The sequence below is a fragment of the Inhella proteolytica genome (assembly GCF_016093275.1).
GTDB classification, from domain to species: domain Bacteria; phylum Pseudomonadota; class Gammaproteobacteria; order Burkholderiales; family Burkholderiaceae_C; genus Inhella; species Inhella proteolytica.
Window position 1 is genome coordinate 1 of record NZ_JAEDAK010000002.1, and the last position, 14,895, is coordinate 14,895.

Sequence of the window (14,895 nt, forward strand, 5' to 3'; positions counted from 1 at the left end):
TGGCGGCCGCGCTGGCGCTGGGGCTGGCGGGGGCAAGCGCCTGGGGCTGCGGCAGGCTGGGCGCCGGCTGGGTCGGGCTGGGGGCCGCGGCTTCCGGGGTGCGCGCGGGCTCCGGGGCCGGCATGCGCTCGGCGGCCGGCTCGGGCAGGCGCGTGGGCGGCGTGGCAGGAAGTGCCGGCAAGGGGATGGTCTTCCTGGCCCCCACCGGCACCTGCACCGGCGCAGGCACCGGTGCAGGCGGCACCGAACGCTCGACCGCGGCGGGCTCAGGGGCCGGCTCCGGCTCGGCCTGCGCAGCTGCCTTCTCATCGGCCAGGGCCGGGCTCAGATCGCCGCGCGCGGCTGGCGTGGCCTGCGGTGCCGCGGTGGCGACCGGAGCCGCACCGGCACCCGGGCTGCCGAAGGTCCACACCGGATCGACCGGCTCGGCCGGGCGCAGGGCGAGGTAGAGCGCCACGCTCAGCAGGCCCAGCGCCAGCCCCACCAGGGTCCAGGTCAGACCCTGCGGGCGCTGCGGGCGCGCGCCCGTTGCAGCCGCGCCGCCGCGCTGCGGGCCATGGGCACTCAGGGTGAACGGGGCGGCGTCAAGGCCGCTTTCGGCATGGATGGATGAGGGAAAACGCATCGGGTTCGCTCCTTCGGCGCCTGGTCGGGCCGCATGGCGCCAGTGTGCGAACGCCCGCACGCAGCGCTTGTCGGCCAAGCCCACAAGCGCATGTAGGACAAGGCCGCTTCAGCCGGCTGCACGGACACCCGGGCCCTGCCCCGCGCGTGCAGGGCCACGCGGGCGCCGGCCCAGGGCCGCCGAATGGAAGCGCACGGCGTCGCGCCCGGCCTGCTTGGCGGCGTACATGGCCACGTCGGCCGCCTCCACCAGCTCCTGCACCCCGGTGGCGTGCAGGGGCAGGCTGGCCACACCCACGCTGGCCGAGAGCTGAACCCGCGCGTCCAGCTCGAAGGGCTCGCGGCAGGCCGCCAGCAGCTTGTGCGCCACCTGCGCCAGCATCTCGGGCTGGGTGCCGGCCACCAGCACCACAAATTCATCACCGCCCAGCCGGGCGGCGAAGTCCTGCTGGCGCAGGCTGGCGCGCAGGCGCTGGGCCAGGGTCTGCAGCAGGCAGTCGCCCTGGGCGTGGCCGAGGCTGTCGTTGACGGCCTTGAAGCCGTCCAGATCGAGAAACAGCAGCGAGAAGCCTTCGCCACAACGCTCGTAGCGCGCCAGCAGCGCCTGCAGCTGCTGCTCGAACTGGTGGCGGTTGGGCAGGCCGGTGAGCGGGTCATGGAAAGCCAAGTGCTGGATCTGCCCGCTCTGCTGGCGCAGGGGGCTGATGTCGGAGAAGGTCAGCACGCGCTGCGTGAGCCGGCCGTCGGCGTCGCGCACCTCGGCCAGGTGCTCCCAGGCCGGGAAGAAGCTGCCGTCGCGGCGCCGACAGACCACCTCGCCATGGCGCGTGCCGCCCGCGGTGGCCACGCGGTCGCCGGCACGGCGCGCGTGCAGGAATTCGGCCGGCTGGCGCCCGCGCACCTCGTCCAGCGTCCAGCCCGTCAGTGCCGCGAAGGCCGGGTTGACGGCCTGCACGCGATCGTCGGCATCGAGCACGGCGATGGCGTCGGCGCTGGCCTCGAAGACCTGGCCGGCCTGGCGCTGCTGGCGCAGGCGTTCGCGGTCCAGCCGGTGGCGCGCCACGGCCATGTGCAGCGTGGCGTTGAGCTCGCGCACTTCGATGGGCTTGAGCAGGTAGCCATAGGGCGGCAGCTGGCTGGCGCGCTCCAGGTGTTCGACGCCGGCATAGGCCGTCAGGTAGACGACCGGGATGTCGAGCTCGCTCGCGATGCGCTGCGCTGCGCTCACGCCATCTCCGCCGCGGCCCAGGTTGATGTCCATCAGCACCAGGTCGGGGCGCAGCGCGCGCGCCTGCTCGCAGGCCTCGGCCTCCGAGGCGCTGATGCCGAGCACGACGAAGCCGAGGTCTCGCAGGGCGTTGCGCAGGTCCAGCGCGACAATGCGCTCGTCCTCCACGACCAGGATGCGGATGGCGCCGGCGTCAGGATGCTGAATCATGGTGGGGCTCCTCCACTTCAAATTCCAGTTCGAACGCGGTGCCCGCACCGCCTTCGCTGTCCAGACGGCGGATCACGCCGCCCAGCTGTTCACCCAGGGCCGGCACGAGCTGAAAGCCCAGGCTGTCGCCCTCGCCCAGCACGCTGTCGGCCGGCAGACCGATGCCGTTGTCGGCCACCCGCACCGCCAGCCGGCCCGCGCTGCGCTGAAAGGCGTCGACGCGGATCCAGCCCGCGCGCCCATCCGCAAAGCCGTGCTTGAAGGCGTTGCTGACGAGCTCGTTGACGATCAGCCCGACCGGCACCGCCTGGTCGAGCGCGATGGCCAGCTCGGCATCGGGCACGCGCACCTCCAGCGCCACGCGGCCGGCCAGCTGACCGTGGCTGTCGCGCAGCAGCGCGCCCAGCCGGCTCAGGAAGCTGCCCAGGCGCAGCGCGCTGAAGCTGGTGGATTCGTACAGCAGCTGGTGCGTCAGCGCCATCGCGCGCACGCGATCGATATTGCTCTGCAGCGCGGCCTGGGCACTGGCCTCGACGCAACGCGATTGCAGGCGCAGCAGGCTGGCGATCACCTGCAGGTTGTTCTTGACGCGGTGGTGAACCTCGTTGAGCAGCACCGTCTTCTCGCGCAGGTTCTGGCGCAGCTCGCGCTGCAGGCGCTCGCGCTCCCCCACGTCCACCAGGGTCAGCAGGGTCTGCGGCGGCTCGCTGCCCGGCACGGGATTGAGCTCCAGCTCCAGCGCCAGCTCGTGCCCGGCCGCGTGCTGGCCGGTGACGCGCACCGGCACGCGGGCCTGCGCGCCCTCGGGCAGGCCGCACAGCTCGCCGTCGGCCGCGGCCCAGACGCCCGGGATCAGGCGTTCGATGCCGCGGCCCACCAACTCCTTGGCGTTCCAGCCGAACAGCTCGCTGCAGGCCGGGTTGACGGTGGCGATGCGCCCCTGCACATCCAGCAGCGCCAGGCCCTGGGGCACGGCCTGGTAGATGCTGCGAAAGCGCGCCATGGTGCTGCGCAGCAGGCGCTCGCCGACCTTGCGGTCCGTCACATCGATGCCAGTGGCCATGAGCAGGCGCGGCCGCCCGGTGGGGTTGGCACAGGGGGCCAGCACGAAGTCGAGCGACATGCGGGTGTCAAAGCGCATACGCAGCACCACGTCCTCGCGCACCACGCTGCCGGCGGCACAGCGCTGCACCGCCTCGCGCAGCCATTGCTGCAGGGCCGCGTCGTGGCTCCACCAGGGGGTGTCCCAGAGGTCCAGGCCGAGCACCTCGTCGGCCTGCATGCCGCCGGCGTCCAGGGGCGCACGGTTCACATGCAGCAGCCGGCCCGTGGGGCTGAGCACCATCACGAAGGCGGGCACCTGATCCAGCAGCGCGGCCCAAGGCAGCTCGGGCGGCCCCGGCGCCGCCGGGCCCTCGTGCATCAGCACCAGCACCCGGTGCAGGGGCGGGCTGCCCAGCACGCGGGCGCGCCAGCAGGCATCGCCCTGGCGCTGCTGCGCCTCCAGCGGGCCAGGCTGGGCCAGGGTGTCGAGCAGCCCGGCGGGCCAGCTGGCATCCAGCGCCTCCAGCGCGCTGGCGCTGCAGGGCGCCGAAGCCTCCGCCGCCGGCCAGCGCTCCTGCAGGCCGGCGCTGCAGGCCAGCAGCACCCCGCCGGGCGTGAACAGCGCCCAGGCCTGCGCGCCCTCGCGTTGAGCCAGCGCGTCCAGCGCCAGCTGAGCCATGGCGTCCTGCATGCAACTCCCTTCACACAACCACCGCCATGCTGAAGGCGGCCCTGCCGCACTCGTGTCGGCGCAGGGCGGATGCGCGTGTAGGACGAGGGCCTGTTCACACGGCGGGAAGCCGCGCGAAAGAGCCTGGTTCTCGGATCGCCGCGCGTCAGACAACTCCCACACCGCAATCCGGTGCGCACCGACAGTCACGGAAGCGGCCGCGGTTGACATTGCAGGCATGTCCTTCTTTTCTCCCCAGCCGCCACCGCCCGACGCGCCGTCCGGCGCGCCTGCGCCGCGTGAGCTGGCGGCCGCCATGGCCCTGCGCCTGGGTGCGCGGGCGCATGAGCGGCCACCGCGCCAAGGCCCCTTCCTGCTGGTGCTGGAAGCCGGGCTGCGGCAGCAGGACGCGCCCGAGCTGGCGGCACTCAAGCAGCTGCTCCTGCTGCAGGGCCTGAGCAGCATTGCGCTGGAGTGCCAGGGGCCGCAGGACCTGCAGGCGTGCGCGCAGTTCGCCGCCGGCCTGGCCGCCAGTCAGGAAGGCTTTGTGATCGGCATCGGCGGCGCCGCCCTGACCCTGCAGCTGGCGCGTGCAGCCTGGACACGGGGCTGCCCGCTGGGCCTGCTGGCGCGCGGCCCGGGCCGACAGCTCGCGCATCTGCACGGGCTGCCGCAGGACCTGCCCCTGGCCGTGCAGGCCTGGCAGCGCCGCCTGGCCACGCCGGCGGCGGTAGGCTTGCTGAACGGCGAGCCCTTCTTCGCCGAAGCCCGGCTGGCGCCCGCCGCGTCCGAGGCGGGGCAACCGTCGGCATTCGGTCTGCCCTGGCGGCACCACGACCCCGCCAGCCCGGCCCACCCGCCCACCACGCTGCGCCTGCGGCTGGACCAGGACGCGGCGCCGGAGCTGGTGCGGGCCTTGCAGGCCGGCACCCAGCTGCCAGGGGCGGGGCCGGCCGGGCCCACCCCGGCGCGCGCGCTGCACGCGCTGATCCGCTTGGCCGACGGCAGCAGCCAGCTGCGGCCATTTCACAGCGCCATTGCACTGGCGCAGGATGCGGAGGCGGGCCTTCGGCTGGAGATCGACGGCCAGCCGGCCGCCGAAGCCGGCCACGCCGCCCTGCGGCTGGCCGACACACCCCTGCTGCTGATGCGCGGGTGTTGAGCAGGGGCGCATGAGACACAAGAGCGGCAAGAGACACTAGGCATGCAGGTCCCAACCCATCACGAACAACCGAACATGGCCAAGGTCAAAGCCTTCATCGTCGAGGACAGCCCCGTCATCCTGGAAAACCTGGTGTCGACGCTGGAAGACCTGACCAGCGTCGAGGTGGTGGGCTGCGTGACCGAGGAGGCCGCGGCCGTGGCGGCGCTGCGCCAGCCCGAGGCGGCCGACATCGACCTCTACATCATTGACGTGTTCCTGCGCGCCGGCACCGGCCTGGGCGTGCTGCAGGCGGCACTGGAGCTGAGCCTGCCGGGGCGCTTCGTCGTGCTGACGAACTACGCCACCGCCGAGATGCGGCGCCGCTGCCTGGCGCTGGGCGCCGAGCGGGTGTTCGACAAGAGCCGCGATCTGGACGAGCTGATTGCCTACTGTGCCGAGCTGTGTGGCGAAGGCACGCGGCCGGCGCCGCTGCTCTGATGTCCCTGAGCCGCCGCCTGCCACCGAATTGGCGCTGGCCCTGGGTGCTCACCGCCCTGGTGCTGGCGCTGGGCGTCTCGGCCGTGGTACTGCTGGCCGAATCGTCCTACCGGCTGGCGCGCGAGGCACTCGATGGCGTCGAGCACCGCAATGCGCTGCGCTTCGACATCGCCACCCTGTTCCAGCGCCTGAACCAGGCGGAGTCGGCGCAGCGCGGCTTTCTGCTCACCGGACGCGACAGCTATCTCGACGAAGTGTTGCGCCAGGGCCAGCAGGTCAACGAGGCGCTGGCGCGAGTGAAGGGCTATTACCAGGACGGCGAGAACGCCAAGCGCGGCGCGCTGCTGGGCGAGGCCGTGCTGCAGAAGCATTCGGAGATCAAGCTCACCACCGAGCTCTACCGTGCTGGGCGCCACGATGCCTGGCGCAGCGTGGTGCTCACCGACATCGGCCGCGAGCAGATGGAGGCCGCGCGCAAGGCCACCACCGAGCTGCTGGCCCTGGAAGCGCAGCTGCTGCAGGCCGACCGCCGCGCCATCCACCGCGCGCTGAACCTCGGCCGCATCGGCGCCTACCTGCTCACCGGGGTGGGCCTGCTGGCCCTGGTGCTGTTCCTGCGCAAGAACGCCATCCTGCACGAGCTGCAGCGCGCCGCCGCACGCGATCTGGTGGCCGAGCGCGACCGGCTGGACGCCGAGGTGATGCACCGCACCCAGGAGCTGACCGAGCTGGCCCGCCACCTGCAGACCGTGCGCGAGGACGAGCGTGCGCGCCTGGCGCGCGAGCTGCACGACGAACTGGGCGGCCTGCTGACCGCCGCCAAGCTGGACCTGGCGCGCCTGGTGCGCATGCACCGCAAGGAACAACCCGAGTTGGTGGAGCGGCTGCAGCACATGGCCAAGCTGATCGACGAGGGCATCGCCATCAAGCGCCGCATCATCGAAGACCTGCGACCCTCGGCCCTCACCAATCTGGGCCTGCTGCCGGCGCTGGAGATCCTGACGGCGGAGTTCGCCGAACGCAGCGGCCTGCGCGTTGACACCCGGCTGGAGCCGGTGCCCCTGGCCGGTGACGCCGCACTCGCCGTGTACCGCCTGGTGCAGGAGAGCCTGACCAATGTGGCCAAGCACGCGCAGGCGCGCGAGGTGACGGTGGAGCTCGGCCCGGCGGCCGACGGCGGGCTGGCCTGCGAGGTGCTGGTGCGGGATGACGGCGCGGGCTTTCTGCCCAGCACGCGCCGCGCCGGCCACCATGGCCTGGTGGGCATGCGCTACCGCATCGAATCCCTGCAGGGGCGGATGCAGATCCAGTCCGCGCCCGGCCAGGGCTGCACGGTGCGGGCGCGGCTGCCGCTTTCCTGACTTATTCGGCGTCCGGCACGCGGCTCGGGTGCGTGTCGGCAAAGGCCGGCAGTGCCATGCAGGCCTCGAACACCTGCATCACGGCGCTCAGATGCTCGATGCGCGCCTCGAAGCGCTGCGCATTGAAGACCTGGGGCACCAGCACGCAGTCGGCATAGCCGGGGGTGTCGCCGCAGCAGAAGCGGCCCTTGCGGCCCTCGGCCAGCAGGCGCTCGTTGACCACCGCCAGGCCCTGCTCCACCCAGTGCCGGTACCAGCCGTTCTTGGCGTCCTCGGCCACGCCCAGCGTGTTCTTCAGGTACTTGAGCACGCGCAGGTTGTTGAGCGGGTGGATCTCGCAAGCGATGTCCAGCGCCAGCGAACGCACATAGGCGCGCGCCAGCGGCTCGGCGGGCAGCAGCGGCGGCTCAGGGTGGGTCTCCTCCAGGAACTCCAGGATGGCGAGCGATTGCGTGACGCGCTCGCCGTCGGCCCACAGCGCCGGCAGCAGATGAGCCGGCCCCAGGCGCTCGTGCGCCAGCTGCTCGCCCTTGACGAGGTGCACACCGTGGTAATCGCAAGCCAGGCCCTTGAGCGCCAGCGCGGCGCGCACGCGCCAACTGGCCGAGGAACGGAAGTAGGAATACAGCTCAAGCTTCATGGTCAAAGTCCAGACTCACGGCCCAATTGGCTCAAAGAACAGGCCGTACTGCGCCAGGCCAACGAAGTCGATGTTCTCGAAGTTGATGTCCTGCGTGGCCGCCAGCCAGGCCAGGTCCACCTGGCTGAAGCCGGGCTTGATCAGGCCGGCAAAGTAGCTCAGCTCGTCCTGCCCAGGGTGCACACCCAGCAGGTTGAAGTACAGCAGGTCGACCAGCTCGTTGTTGCTGGGCGCACGGCCGAAGCGGGCCTCGATGGCGAGCTGCATGAGTGCGTCGTCGCTCATGCCACCGTCCAGCAGCGAGAGGCCGATGCCCACGTAGCCGGGCTCGTACACGGCGTCGGCGCCAAACACGGCGCCCAGGATGAGGGCGGTGATGCCGGCATTGCCGTCCAGGTCGAGCGCCACATGCGCATCCGGGAAGGCCAGGCGCTCGATGTTCACCAGGGTGTCCGAGCCCTCGGCATTGGTGGCGTCGCGCAGCAGCCAGCCCTGGTCGGTGATGAAGATCTCAAACAGTTCGGCCGAGCCGTTGTACTTCGCGGTGTCGATGCCCGCGCCGCCGTCCAGCAGGTCGGAGCCGCCGCCACCGCGCAGCGTGTCGTTGCCGTCGCCGCCGTCCAGGGTGTCAGGCCCGCTGCCGCCGGCAAAGTTGTCGTTGCTCGGCGTGCCGGTGAAGCGGGTGTTGACCTGGGTCACGATGCGGTAGTTGCCGGTGCCCTGGTCGGTGTCGCTGACGCTGAGCTGGTAGTTGCCGGTCGTGGGCGCCTTGAAGACGATGATGGCGTTGCCCCCGACGCCGCTGTCGTCGTCGAAGGCCAGCGCCTTGCCACTGGTGTCCAGCAGGGTCAGGTAGGGGTCGTCCAGGCCATCGCCGGCCGTGCGGTTCAGCTCGAAGGTGTAGGTCTGGCCAGCCACCAGGCTGATGAAGAAGTTGTCGGCATCGCTGGGCACGCCGATGCGTCCGCTCACCACATCGCCCGCCGACACCCGCCCCAGCGTGGCGGCGGAGCCCAGGTAGTCGTCGCTGGGGATGCTGGCCGAGAGCGTGTAGCTGCCCTGCGCATCGGCGTAGTCGTAGGCGGCCAGGTAGTAGCTGCCGGTCTGCGTGGGCGTGAAGTAGATGACCGAGTTGAAGTTGCCGCCGCTGTCGTCGTCGAAGGTGATCAGGTCGACCTCGGGCTGCATGCCGTACAGCATCAGGTAGGGGTCGACGGCGCTGGTGGCGGGCGCCGTCATGGTGAAGCGGTAGGTGACGCCGGAACTCAGGTCGACGCGGAACAGATCGCCATCGGTGCCGCTGTCGATGTTCGCCGTCACGCCCGCGCCGCCGGGCACGATGCGGCCGGTGGTGCTGACGTCGAGCGGGTAGTCGTCATTCACCGTGGCGGTGACGGTGCGGAAGTCCCAGCTGCTCAGGCCGGTGAGCCCGCCGTAGTACACACCGGCGGCGTTGCGGAAGGCCGTGGCGCCGATGTTGACGACGTACTGCGTGCCGGCGGCCAGATCGGTTTCGAGGTTCAGGGTCACCGTGCTGCCGCTGATCTGCACCTGACGGGTGTCGTTCGCGGCGACCTCGCGCAGCACGCTGCCATCGCTGCCCAGCAAACGGATGGTGCCGGAGCCGGCCAGCACGGCCTCGCTGAAGCCCAGCACGAGGTTGGCGCCGATGGGCACGTTGGCGCTGTCGTCGGCCGGCGTGCGGCTCAGCAGCACGGGCGCGCTGGGCTGCGGGTTGCCGCCCCCGCCCACCAGTTCGGACAGGGTGCGGGTGACGTCCAGAAACTGGAAGCGCTCGACATTGCTGCTGCGCACCACCAGGGCGCCACTGCTCAGCGTCAGCAGGCTGCCGCTGAGGCTGAAGCTGTAGGCCGATTGCGCCAGCGACAGCACCAGGGTGTCCGTGCCGTCGCCGCCATCCACACGGTCGCTGCCGCTGCCGGGCACCAGCAGGTCGTCACCCTCGCGGCCTTCCAGCTCGTCGTCGCCGGCGCCACCTTCGAGCCGGTTGGCCAGGCTGTTGCCGATGAGCACGTCGTTGGCGCTGCCGCCGATGGCGTTCTCGATCCAGGCGCTGTAGGCGATGCCGATGTTGTTCGTCATCGAGTTGCCCGAGGAGTAGGCCCCCGGCGTCAAGTCGATGCGGCTGGGCGTGCTCCAGCCCGAGAGGTCCAGGGTGTCGGTGCCGGCGCTGTCGAAGATCGTCAGGATCGGGTTGGCATTGCGCGTGAAGTCGAAGATCTGCGCCATCGCGCCGTCGACATTGCTGCGGAAGCCATAGGTGGTGTTGCCGGCACGGGTGTCGGTGGGCGTGCCGTACATCTGCTGGATGGCGGCCACGTCGTTCACCATCGGCGTCTGCGGGTCGTGCACCTGGTTGCGGCTGTCGCTCCAGTCGGCCTGCGCGATGTCGGGCGAGTACTGCGAGGCCGCATAGCGCGGGCCGAAGTAGGACATCACCGAGAGCACGATGCTGTCCTGGTAGGACGAGGGCGACCAGTTGCCGTTGCCGTTGTAGTCGCCCATGTGGTCCAGGCCCAGCGCATGGCCGATCTCATGGACGAAGGTCAGGAAGCCATAGGCCCCGAGCACGGGATCGGTCAGGTCGCCCTCGGTGGCGTTGAACCAGATGCTGCCGTTGGTGGGGTAGTAGGCATGCGCGTAGCCGATGCCGGTGCTGGTGTAGCCGAACTCCAGCGCCGTGGAGCCGGCGCTGCCGAGTTGGAAGTTGGCCGGGATCAGGTCATCCCAGGTGTTCAGCGCCAAGCGCATCAGCGTCTGCTGGCTGCCGTTGGTGGGCCGGAAGCCCGGCCCTTCCTCGTCGGCATACAGGCCGGAGACGCTGGTGGGAAAGGAGTAGGTGATGGTCGACCCGGTCCATTTGCGCCCGCTGTTCAGCTGGGCGATGACTTGGGCCAGGGTCCACTGTGCGATGGCCATGGGAGGCTCCCTTGAAAAATCTGACCCGCATTGGAACCCGACTTGGCGGCGCTGGCATGGCCCAGAGGAGCCAGCGGCCGCCCGGGCGCTGGGCGACACTCGGCCCCCCATGCACGTCACCCGCCGCTACCAGCACTGCGCCGCCTGCGGGGCGGCCGTGCAATACCGTATCCCGCCCGAGGACAACCGCGAACGCGCCGTCTGCACGGATTGCGGGCAGATCCACTACGAGAACCCGACCAATGTGGTGGGCACCCTGCCGCTCGCACCGGATGGCCGGGTGCTGCTGTGCCGGCGCGCCATCGAGCCGCAGCGCGGGCGGTGGACGCTGCCGGCCGGCTTCATGGAGCTGGGCGAATCGGTGGCCGAGGGGGCGCTGCGCGAAACGCTGGAAGAAGCCGGTGCACGCGTCGAACTGCTCGGTCTGATGAGCCTGCTGAACGTGGCACGCATCGGCCAGGTCCATCTCTTCTACCGCGCCCGCCTGCTCGACCTGGACTTCGCACCCGGGCCGGAATCCCTGGAAGTGGCGCTGTTCCACTTCGCCGAGATCCCCTGGGACGAACTGGCCTTCCGCACCGTGCGCGCCACGCTGGAGCATCAGCGCGCCGGCCGCACCGAGCTGCTGATCGCCGATATCGCCTGAGCGGCCGGCGGGGCGTCAGAGCGGCATCAGGCCACCCTCAGAGCGGCCGCAGCTTGCCCTTGTAGCGCTCCTTCAGCGGCTCGCCCACCAGCGGCGGGAACTCGATGGCTTCGTCCGGGATGGCGGTATCGGGCAGGCGGTCGAGCAGGTGGCGGATCAGCTTGAGCCGGCCGCGGCGCTGGTCGTTGAAGTCCACCAGCGTCCAGGGCGCGTGGGCGCGGTGGCTGGCCTTGAGCATGGTTTCGCGCGCGGCGGTGTAGGCGGCATATTTGTCGCGCGCCTGCAGGTCGATGGGGCTGAGCTTCCAGCGCTTCATCGGGTCGGCCAGGCGCTCGGCAAAGCGCTGCTCCTGCTGCGCCTGGTCCACGCACAGCCAGTACTTGAAAAGCAGGATGCCGTCGTCCACCAGCAGCTGCTCGAAGCGCGGCACCTGATCCAGGAAGGCCTCGGCCTGCTCGGGCGAGCAAAAGCCCATCACCGGCTCCACGCCCGCGCGGTTGTACCAACTGCGGTCCATCAGCACGATCTCGCCAGCCGCTGGCAGATGCGGCACATAGCGCTGGAAGTACCACTGGCTGCGCTCGCGCTCGCTCGGCTTGCCCAGGGCCACCACATGGCATTGGCGTGGGTTCAGGGTGTCCGAGATGGCGGCGATCACCCCGCCCTTGCCCGCCGTGTCACGGCCCTCGATCAGCACCAGCACGCGCTTGCCGCTCTGCTGCACCCAGCGCGCCATCTGGTTCAGCTCCAGTTGTAGCGGGGCGAGCTTTTCGAGGTACTCGCCCTTGCCCATGCGGTCCTTCTTCGCGTCCTTGGCCATCGTTCACTCCAGCGTGGGGTAGTCGGTATAGCCCGCGGCACCGCCACCATAGAAGCTCTGCGGCTCCGGCGTGTTCCAGGGCGCGCCCTGGCGGATGCGCGCCGGCAGGTCCGGGTTGGCGATGAAGGGCCGCCCGAAGGCCACCGCATCGATCAAGCCGGCCTGAATGCGCTCCACCGCCTCGGGCACCTGGTAATTGCCGGCCCCAACGATGACGCCAGGAAAGCGCGCGCGCAAGCCTTGGCGGAACTGCGGGCGCAACTCGGGCCCGCCGGCCCAGTCGGGTTCCGAGACATGCAGGTAGGCCAGGCCGCGCCGGCCCAGCTGCTCCACCAGGTAGAGCGCATTGCCATCGGGGTCGTCGTCGGCCAGATCGGCGGCGGCCGGGCAGGGGTAGATGCGGATGCCGACTCGCTCAGGCGCCCATTCGGCGCAGACGGCATCCACCACCTGCAGGCACAGGCGCGCGCGGTTCTCGATTGAGCCACCGTAGTCGTCGTCGCGCTGGTTGCTGGCCGCGGCCAGGAACTGCTGCAGCAAATAGCCGTGCGCCGCGTGGATCTCCACGCCGTCGAAGCCGGCCGCGCGAGCGCGGCGCGTGGCCATGGCATAGCTGTCCACCAAGCCGGGCAGCTCGCAGCGCTCCAGCGCCCGTGGCGTGCTGCAGGCCTCGCGGTAGACCTCGCCATTCGCATCCTTCAGGCTGGTGCGCGCCTGCGCGGCAATGGCGGAAGCCGACACCGGCGCCAGCCCGCCCGGCTGCAGGCGGCTGTGCGAGATGCGCCCCACATGCCAGAGCTGGCAGACGATGCGCCCACCCGCCGCGTGCACCGCGTCCGTCACCGGCTTCCAAGCCTCGACCTGTTCGTCCGAGTAGATGCCCGGCGCCCCGGCATAGCCCTTGGCCTGCGGGCTGATGTGCGTGGCCTCGCTCACGATCAGCCCGGCACCGGCGCGCTGGCGGTAGTACAGCGGCGCCAGTGGCCCGGGCAGGTCGCCGGGCTCGATCGAGCGCAGGCGCGTCAGCGGCGCCATCCAGATGCGGTTGGCGCAATCCAGCGCGCCAGCGCGCAAGGGTTCGAACAAGGGAGAAGCGTTCATCTGACTTGGTGGCCGGTGGCCCAGGGGCCGGTGAGGCCGTTCAAACCGCAATCGAGCAGCGCCTGCGCATCGCGCGGGTCGTCCACGCCCTCACCCAGCACCTGCAGCTGCAGGCTGTGCAGAAAGATCACCAGGCTGCGCACAAAGCCGGCGCGGCTGGCGTCCTCGTGCACGCCCACCAGGATGGCGCGGTCCAGCTTGACGTAGTCGAGGCCCAACTCGTACAGGCGCTCGATGCGCTGCAGCTGCGCGCCCGCATGCTCCAGGCCCACGCGCACGCCCAGCGGGTGCAGGCTGCGCGAGAGCTCGCGCAGCAGCTCGAAGCTCTTGGGCTGGGCGGCGGAAATGTCGAACTCCAGCGCGATCTGCCGCGCCGCCAGCGCCTGGCTGCGCAGCAGCTCGCGCAGGCGGCCCACGAAGTCCTGCGCCAGCAGCGAGGCCGGGGCGAGGTTGAGCGCGCGCATCTGGCCGTCGTCGCGCACCAGCTGCAGGGCGGCGGCCACGGCGGCCAGATCCACCTCGGCGGTGAGCTGCGTGCGCAGGGCCAGCGGCAGCCAGGTCTGGGCGTTGACGAAATCGGGCGTGCTGCCGCTGCGCTCGGCCAGGCCCAGGTGCAGCGGGCACTCCCAGTGCAGCAGATGGCCGTCGCGGTCCAGCACCGGGTACTGCAGCAGGCGCGTGTGGCCCTGGGCCAGCGCGGCCTCGATCTGGGCGCGCCAGGCGCGCTCCCCGCTGGGCAGCACGGGGGCGTCGGCACGCGCGGGCACCTGGCGCAACGCGATGCCGATCGTCTGCCCCGCCGCCGCCTGGCCCTCGGCCTGGGCCAGGGCCTCGTCAGCCTGCGCAAACCACTGCGAGAGCGCCTGGTCGCGCGTCAGCTCGGCGCCGCCCAGGGCAAGGCGCAGCACGCCGTTGCCGCCCTGCCCGCCGCCCTGCTGCAGGGCCAGCTTGAGCGTATCCGCCAGGGCCTGGGCGCTCTCTTCCAACACGGCGGGCGCGGGCAGCCAGAGGGCGAAATCGGCACCGTTCAAGCGCCCGGCCAGGCTGCCCGGCACGCGCTCGGTGTACTGCTGCAGGGCGTGGCCCAGCAGGGCCAGCACCTCGTCGGTGGCCTCGCGGCCGAGCACGCGGTTCACGCCGGCAAGGTCCTGCAGGCGCAGCAGCAGCAGGCCGGCGCGCTCGGGCAGGTCGTCGCGCGCCAGCGCCGAAGCCAGCTCGGCCAGGAAGTGCTTGCGCAGCGACAGGCCGGTGAGCGCATCGCAATGCGCCTGCTGGCGCAGCAGGCCAAGCTGCTCGGTCTGTGCTTCGAACATGCGCTTGATGCGTTGCACCATGGCGTTGAGCGCGTCGGTCAGCGAACGCAGCTCGCTCACCTTCGAGGGCTCGACGGTGACGAACTGGCCCTCGGCCATGGCATCGGCCTGGGCCACCAGCGCGTCCAGCGGCCGGCGGATGCGCCCCAGCACCGCTTGCGCCAGCGCCAGCGCCAGCAGCGTCAGCAGGGCCGACCAGGCGGCGGCGCGCAGCAGGCCGTCCCAGAGCGCGTCGTAGGCATAGCCGAGCTGGCTGCGCAGCTCCACGCGGCCGATCGATTGCCAGCCGTTGCTGAGCTGGGCGATGCCGGGTTCGGCGTCGATCGGCAGGGCCTGACGCAGCCAGGCCGGCGCACGGCCGCCGCTGGCCTGGGCCTCGCGGGCGAAGGCGGTCTTGCCATCGGCCTGCACCCAGCGCAGCTGCTGGTAATGACCGGTGTCGAACTGGGCGCTCATCAGGAGCTCGATCAGCGCGGCGTCGCCGCCCTGCTGGGATACCGCCAGCGCCAGCGACTGCGCGTTGTCGGCGTTCTTGATGCGGGCCTGGTCCTGCAGCACCGCCCGCATCGAGCCCACCGAGACCCCCAGGGCCCCCATCAGGCCGACCAGCAGCGCCAGCACGATCAAGAGGCTTACTTGGCGAATCAGACTCATCG

11 protein-coding genes and 1 pseudogene are annotated in these 14,895 nt (G+C 71.1%); 4 read left to right on the forward strand and 8 right to left on the reverse strand.

What is annotated here, in order from left to right; genetic code table 11:
• From I7X39_RS23575 to I7X39_RS02630, 3 genes and pseudogenes are all read right to left on the reverse strand, one after another.
• Positions 1-625: pseudogene (locus I7X39_RS23575) on the reverse strand (hypothetical protein); the annotation flags it as partial.
• Positions 626-733: 108 nt separating this feature from the next.
• On the reverse strand, positions 734-2,062 hold the full coding sequence (locus I7X39_RS02625) for a diguanylate cyclase domain-containing protein (protein WP_198109415.1): 1,329 nt from the start codon (positions 2,060-2,062) through the stop codon (positions 734-736).
• Positions 2,046-3,797 (reverse strand): sensor histidine kinase, encoded by a 1,752-nt coding sequence (locus tag I7X39_RS02630; protein ID WP_198109416.1) that lies wholly within the window; start codon positions 3,795-3,797, stop codon positions 2,046-2,048. The genes I7X39_RS02625 and I7X39_RS02630 overlap by 17 nt, the downstream gene beginning before the upstream one ends.
• A gap of 217 nt (positions 3,798-4,014) precedes the next feature.
• On the opposite strand from I7X39_RS02630, the gene I7X39_RS02635 reads away from it, so the two are divergent.
• From I7X39_RS02635 to I7X39_RS02645, 3 genes are all read left to right on the forward strand, one after another.
• Positions 4,015-4,938: a hypothetical protein gene (locus I7X39_RS02635; protein WP_198109417.1), complete on the forward strand. Its 924-nt coding sequence runs from the start codon at positions 4,015-4,017 to the stop codon at positions 4,936-4,938.
• Positions 4,939-5,013: 75 nt separating this feature from the next.
• Complete coding sequence (locus I7X39_RS02640) at positions 5,014-5,418, forward strand: response regulator (RefSeq protein ID WP_198109418.1); 405 nt, start codon at positions 5,014-5,016, stop codon at positions 5,416-5,418.
• Positions 5,418-6,779, forward strand: coding sequence for a sensor histidine kinase (locus I7X39_RS02645; protein ID WP_198109419.1), 1,362 nt, complete (start codon positions 5,418-5,420; stop codon positions 6,777-6,779). Before I7X39_RS02640 ends, I7X39_RS02645 begins: the two co-directional genes overlap by 1 nt.
• Before the next feature lies 1 nt (position 6,780).
• Here the strand turns inward: I7X39_RS02645 and maiA are convergent, their stop codons facing one another.
• Positions 6,781-7,419, reverse strand: coding sequence for a maleylacetoacetate isomerase (gene maiA, locus I7X39_RS02650; RefSeq protein ID WP_198109420.1), 639 nt, complete (start codon positions 7,417-7,419; stop codon positions 6,781-6,783).
• A gap of 15 nt (positions 7,420-7,434) precedes the next feature.
• Positions 7,435-10,359 carry a M10 family metallopeptidase C-terminal domain-containing protein gene (locus tag I7X39_RS02655; RefSeq protein WP_198109421.1) on the reverse strand — a complete coding sequence of 975 codons (2,925 nt, stop codon included), beginning with the start codon at positions 10,357-10,359 and terminating at the stop codon, positions 7,435-7,437.
• A gap of 109 nt (positions 10,360-10,468) precedes the next feature.
• On the opposite strand from I7X39_RS02655, the gene I7X39_RS02660 reads away from it, so the two are divergent.
• Positions 10,469-11,005, forward strand: coding sequence for an NUDIX hydrolase (locus I7X39_RS02660; protein ID WP_198109422.1), 537 nt, complete (start codon positions 10,469-10,471; stop codon positions 11,003-11,005).
• A 37-nt stretch (positions 11,006-11,042) separates the two neighbouring features.
• Here I7X39_RS02660 and ppk2 read toward each other — a convergent pair whose 3' ends face one another.
• From ppk2 to I7X39_RS02675, 3 genes are read right to left on the reverse strand one after another with little or no spacing between them, the layout of a single operon-like run.
• A complete protein-coding gene (gene ppk2, locus I7X39_RS02665; RefSeq protein ID WP_198109423.1) occupies positions 11,043-11,825 on the reverse strand; it encodes a polyphosphate kinase 2 in 783 nt (260 codons plus the stop codon).
• A 3-nt stretch (positions 11,826-11,828) separates the two neighbouring features.
• Positions 11,829-12,926 (reverse strand): N-ethylmaleimide reductase, encoded by a 1,098-nt coding sequence (nemA, locus tag I7X39_RS02670; protein ID WP_198109424.1) that lies wholly within the window; start codon positions 12,924-12,926, stop codon positions 11,829-11,831.
• Positions 12,923-14,893 carry a bifunctional diguanylate cyclase/phosphodiesterase gene (locus I7X39_RS02675; protein ID WP_198109425.1) on the reverse strand — a complete coding sequence of 657 codons (1,971 nt, stop codon included), beginning with the start codon at positions 14,891-14,893 and terminating at the stop codon, positions 12,923-12,925. Before I7X39_RS02675 ends, nemA begins: the two co-directional genes overlap by 4 nt.
• Positions 14,894-14,895 lie beyond the last annotated feature (2 nt).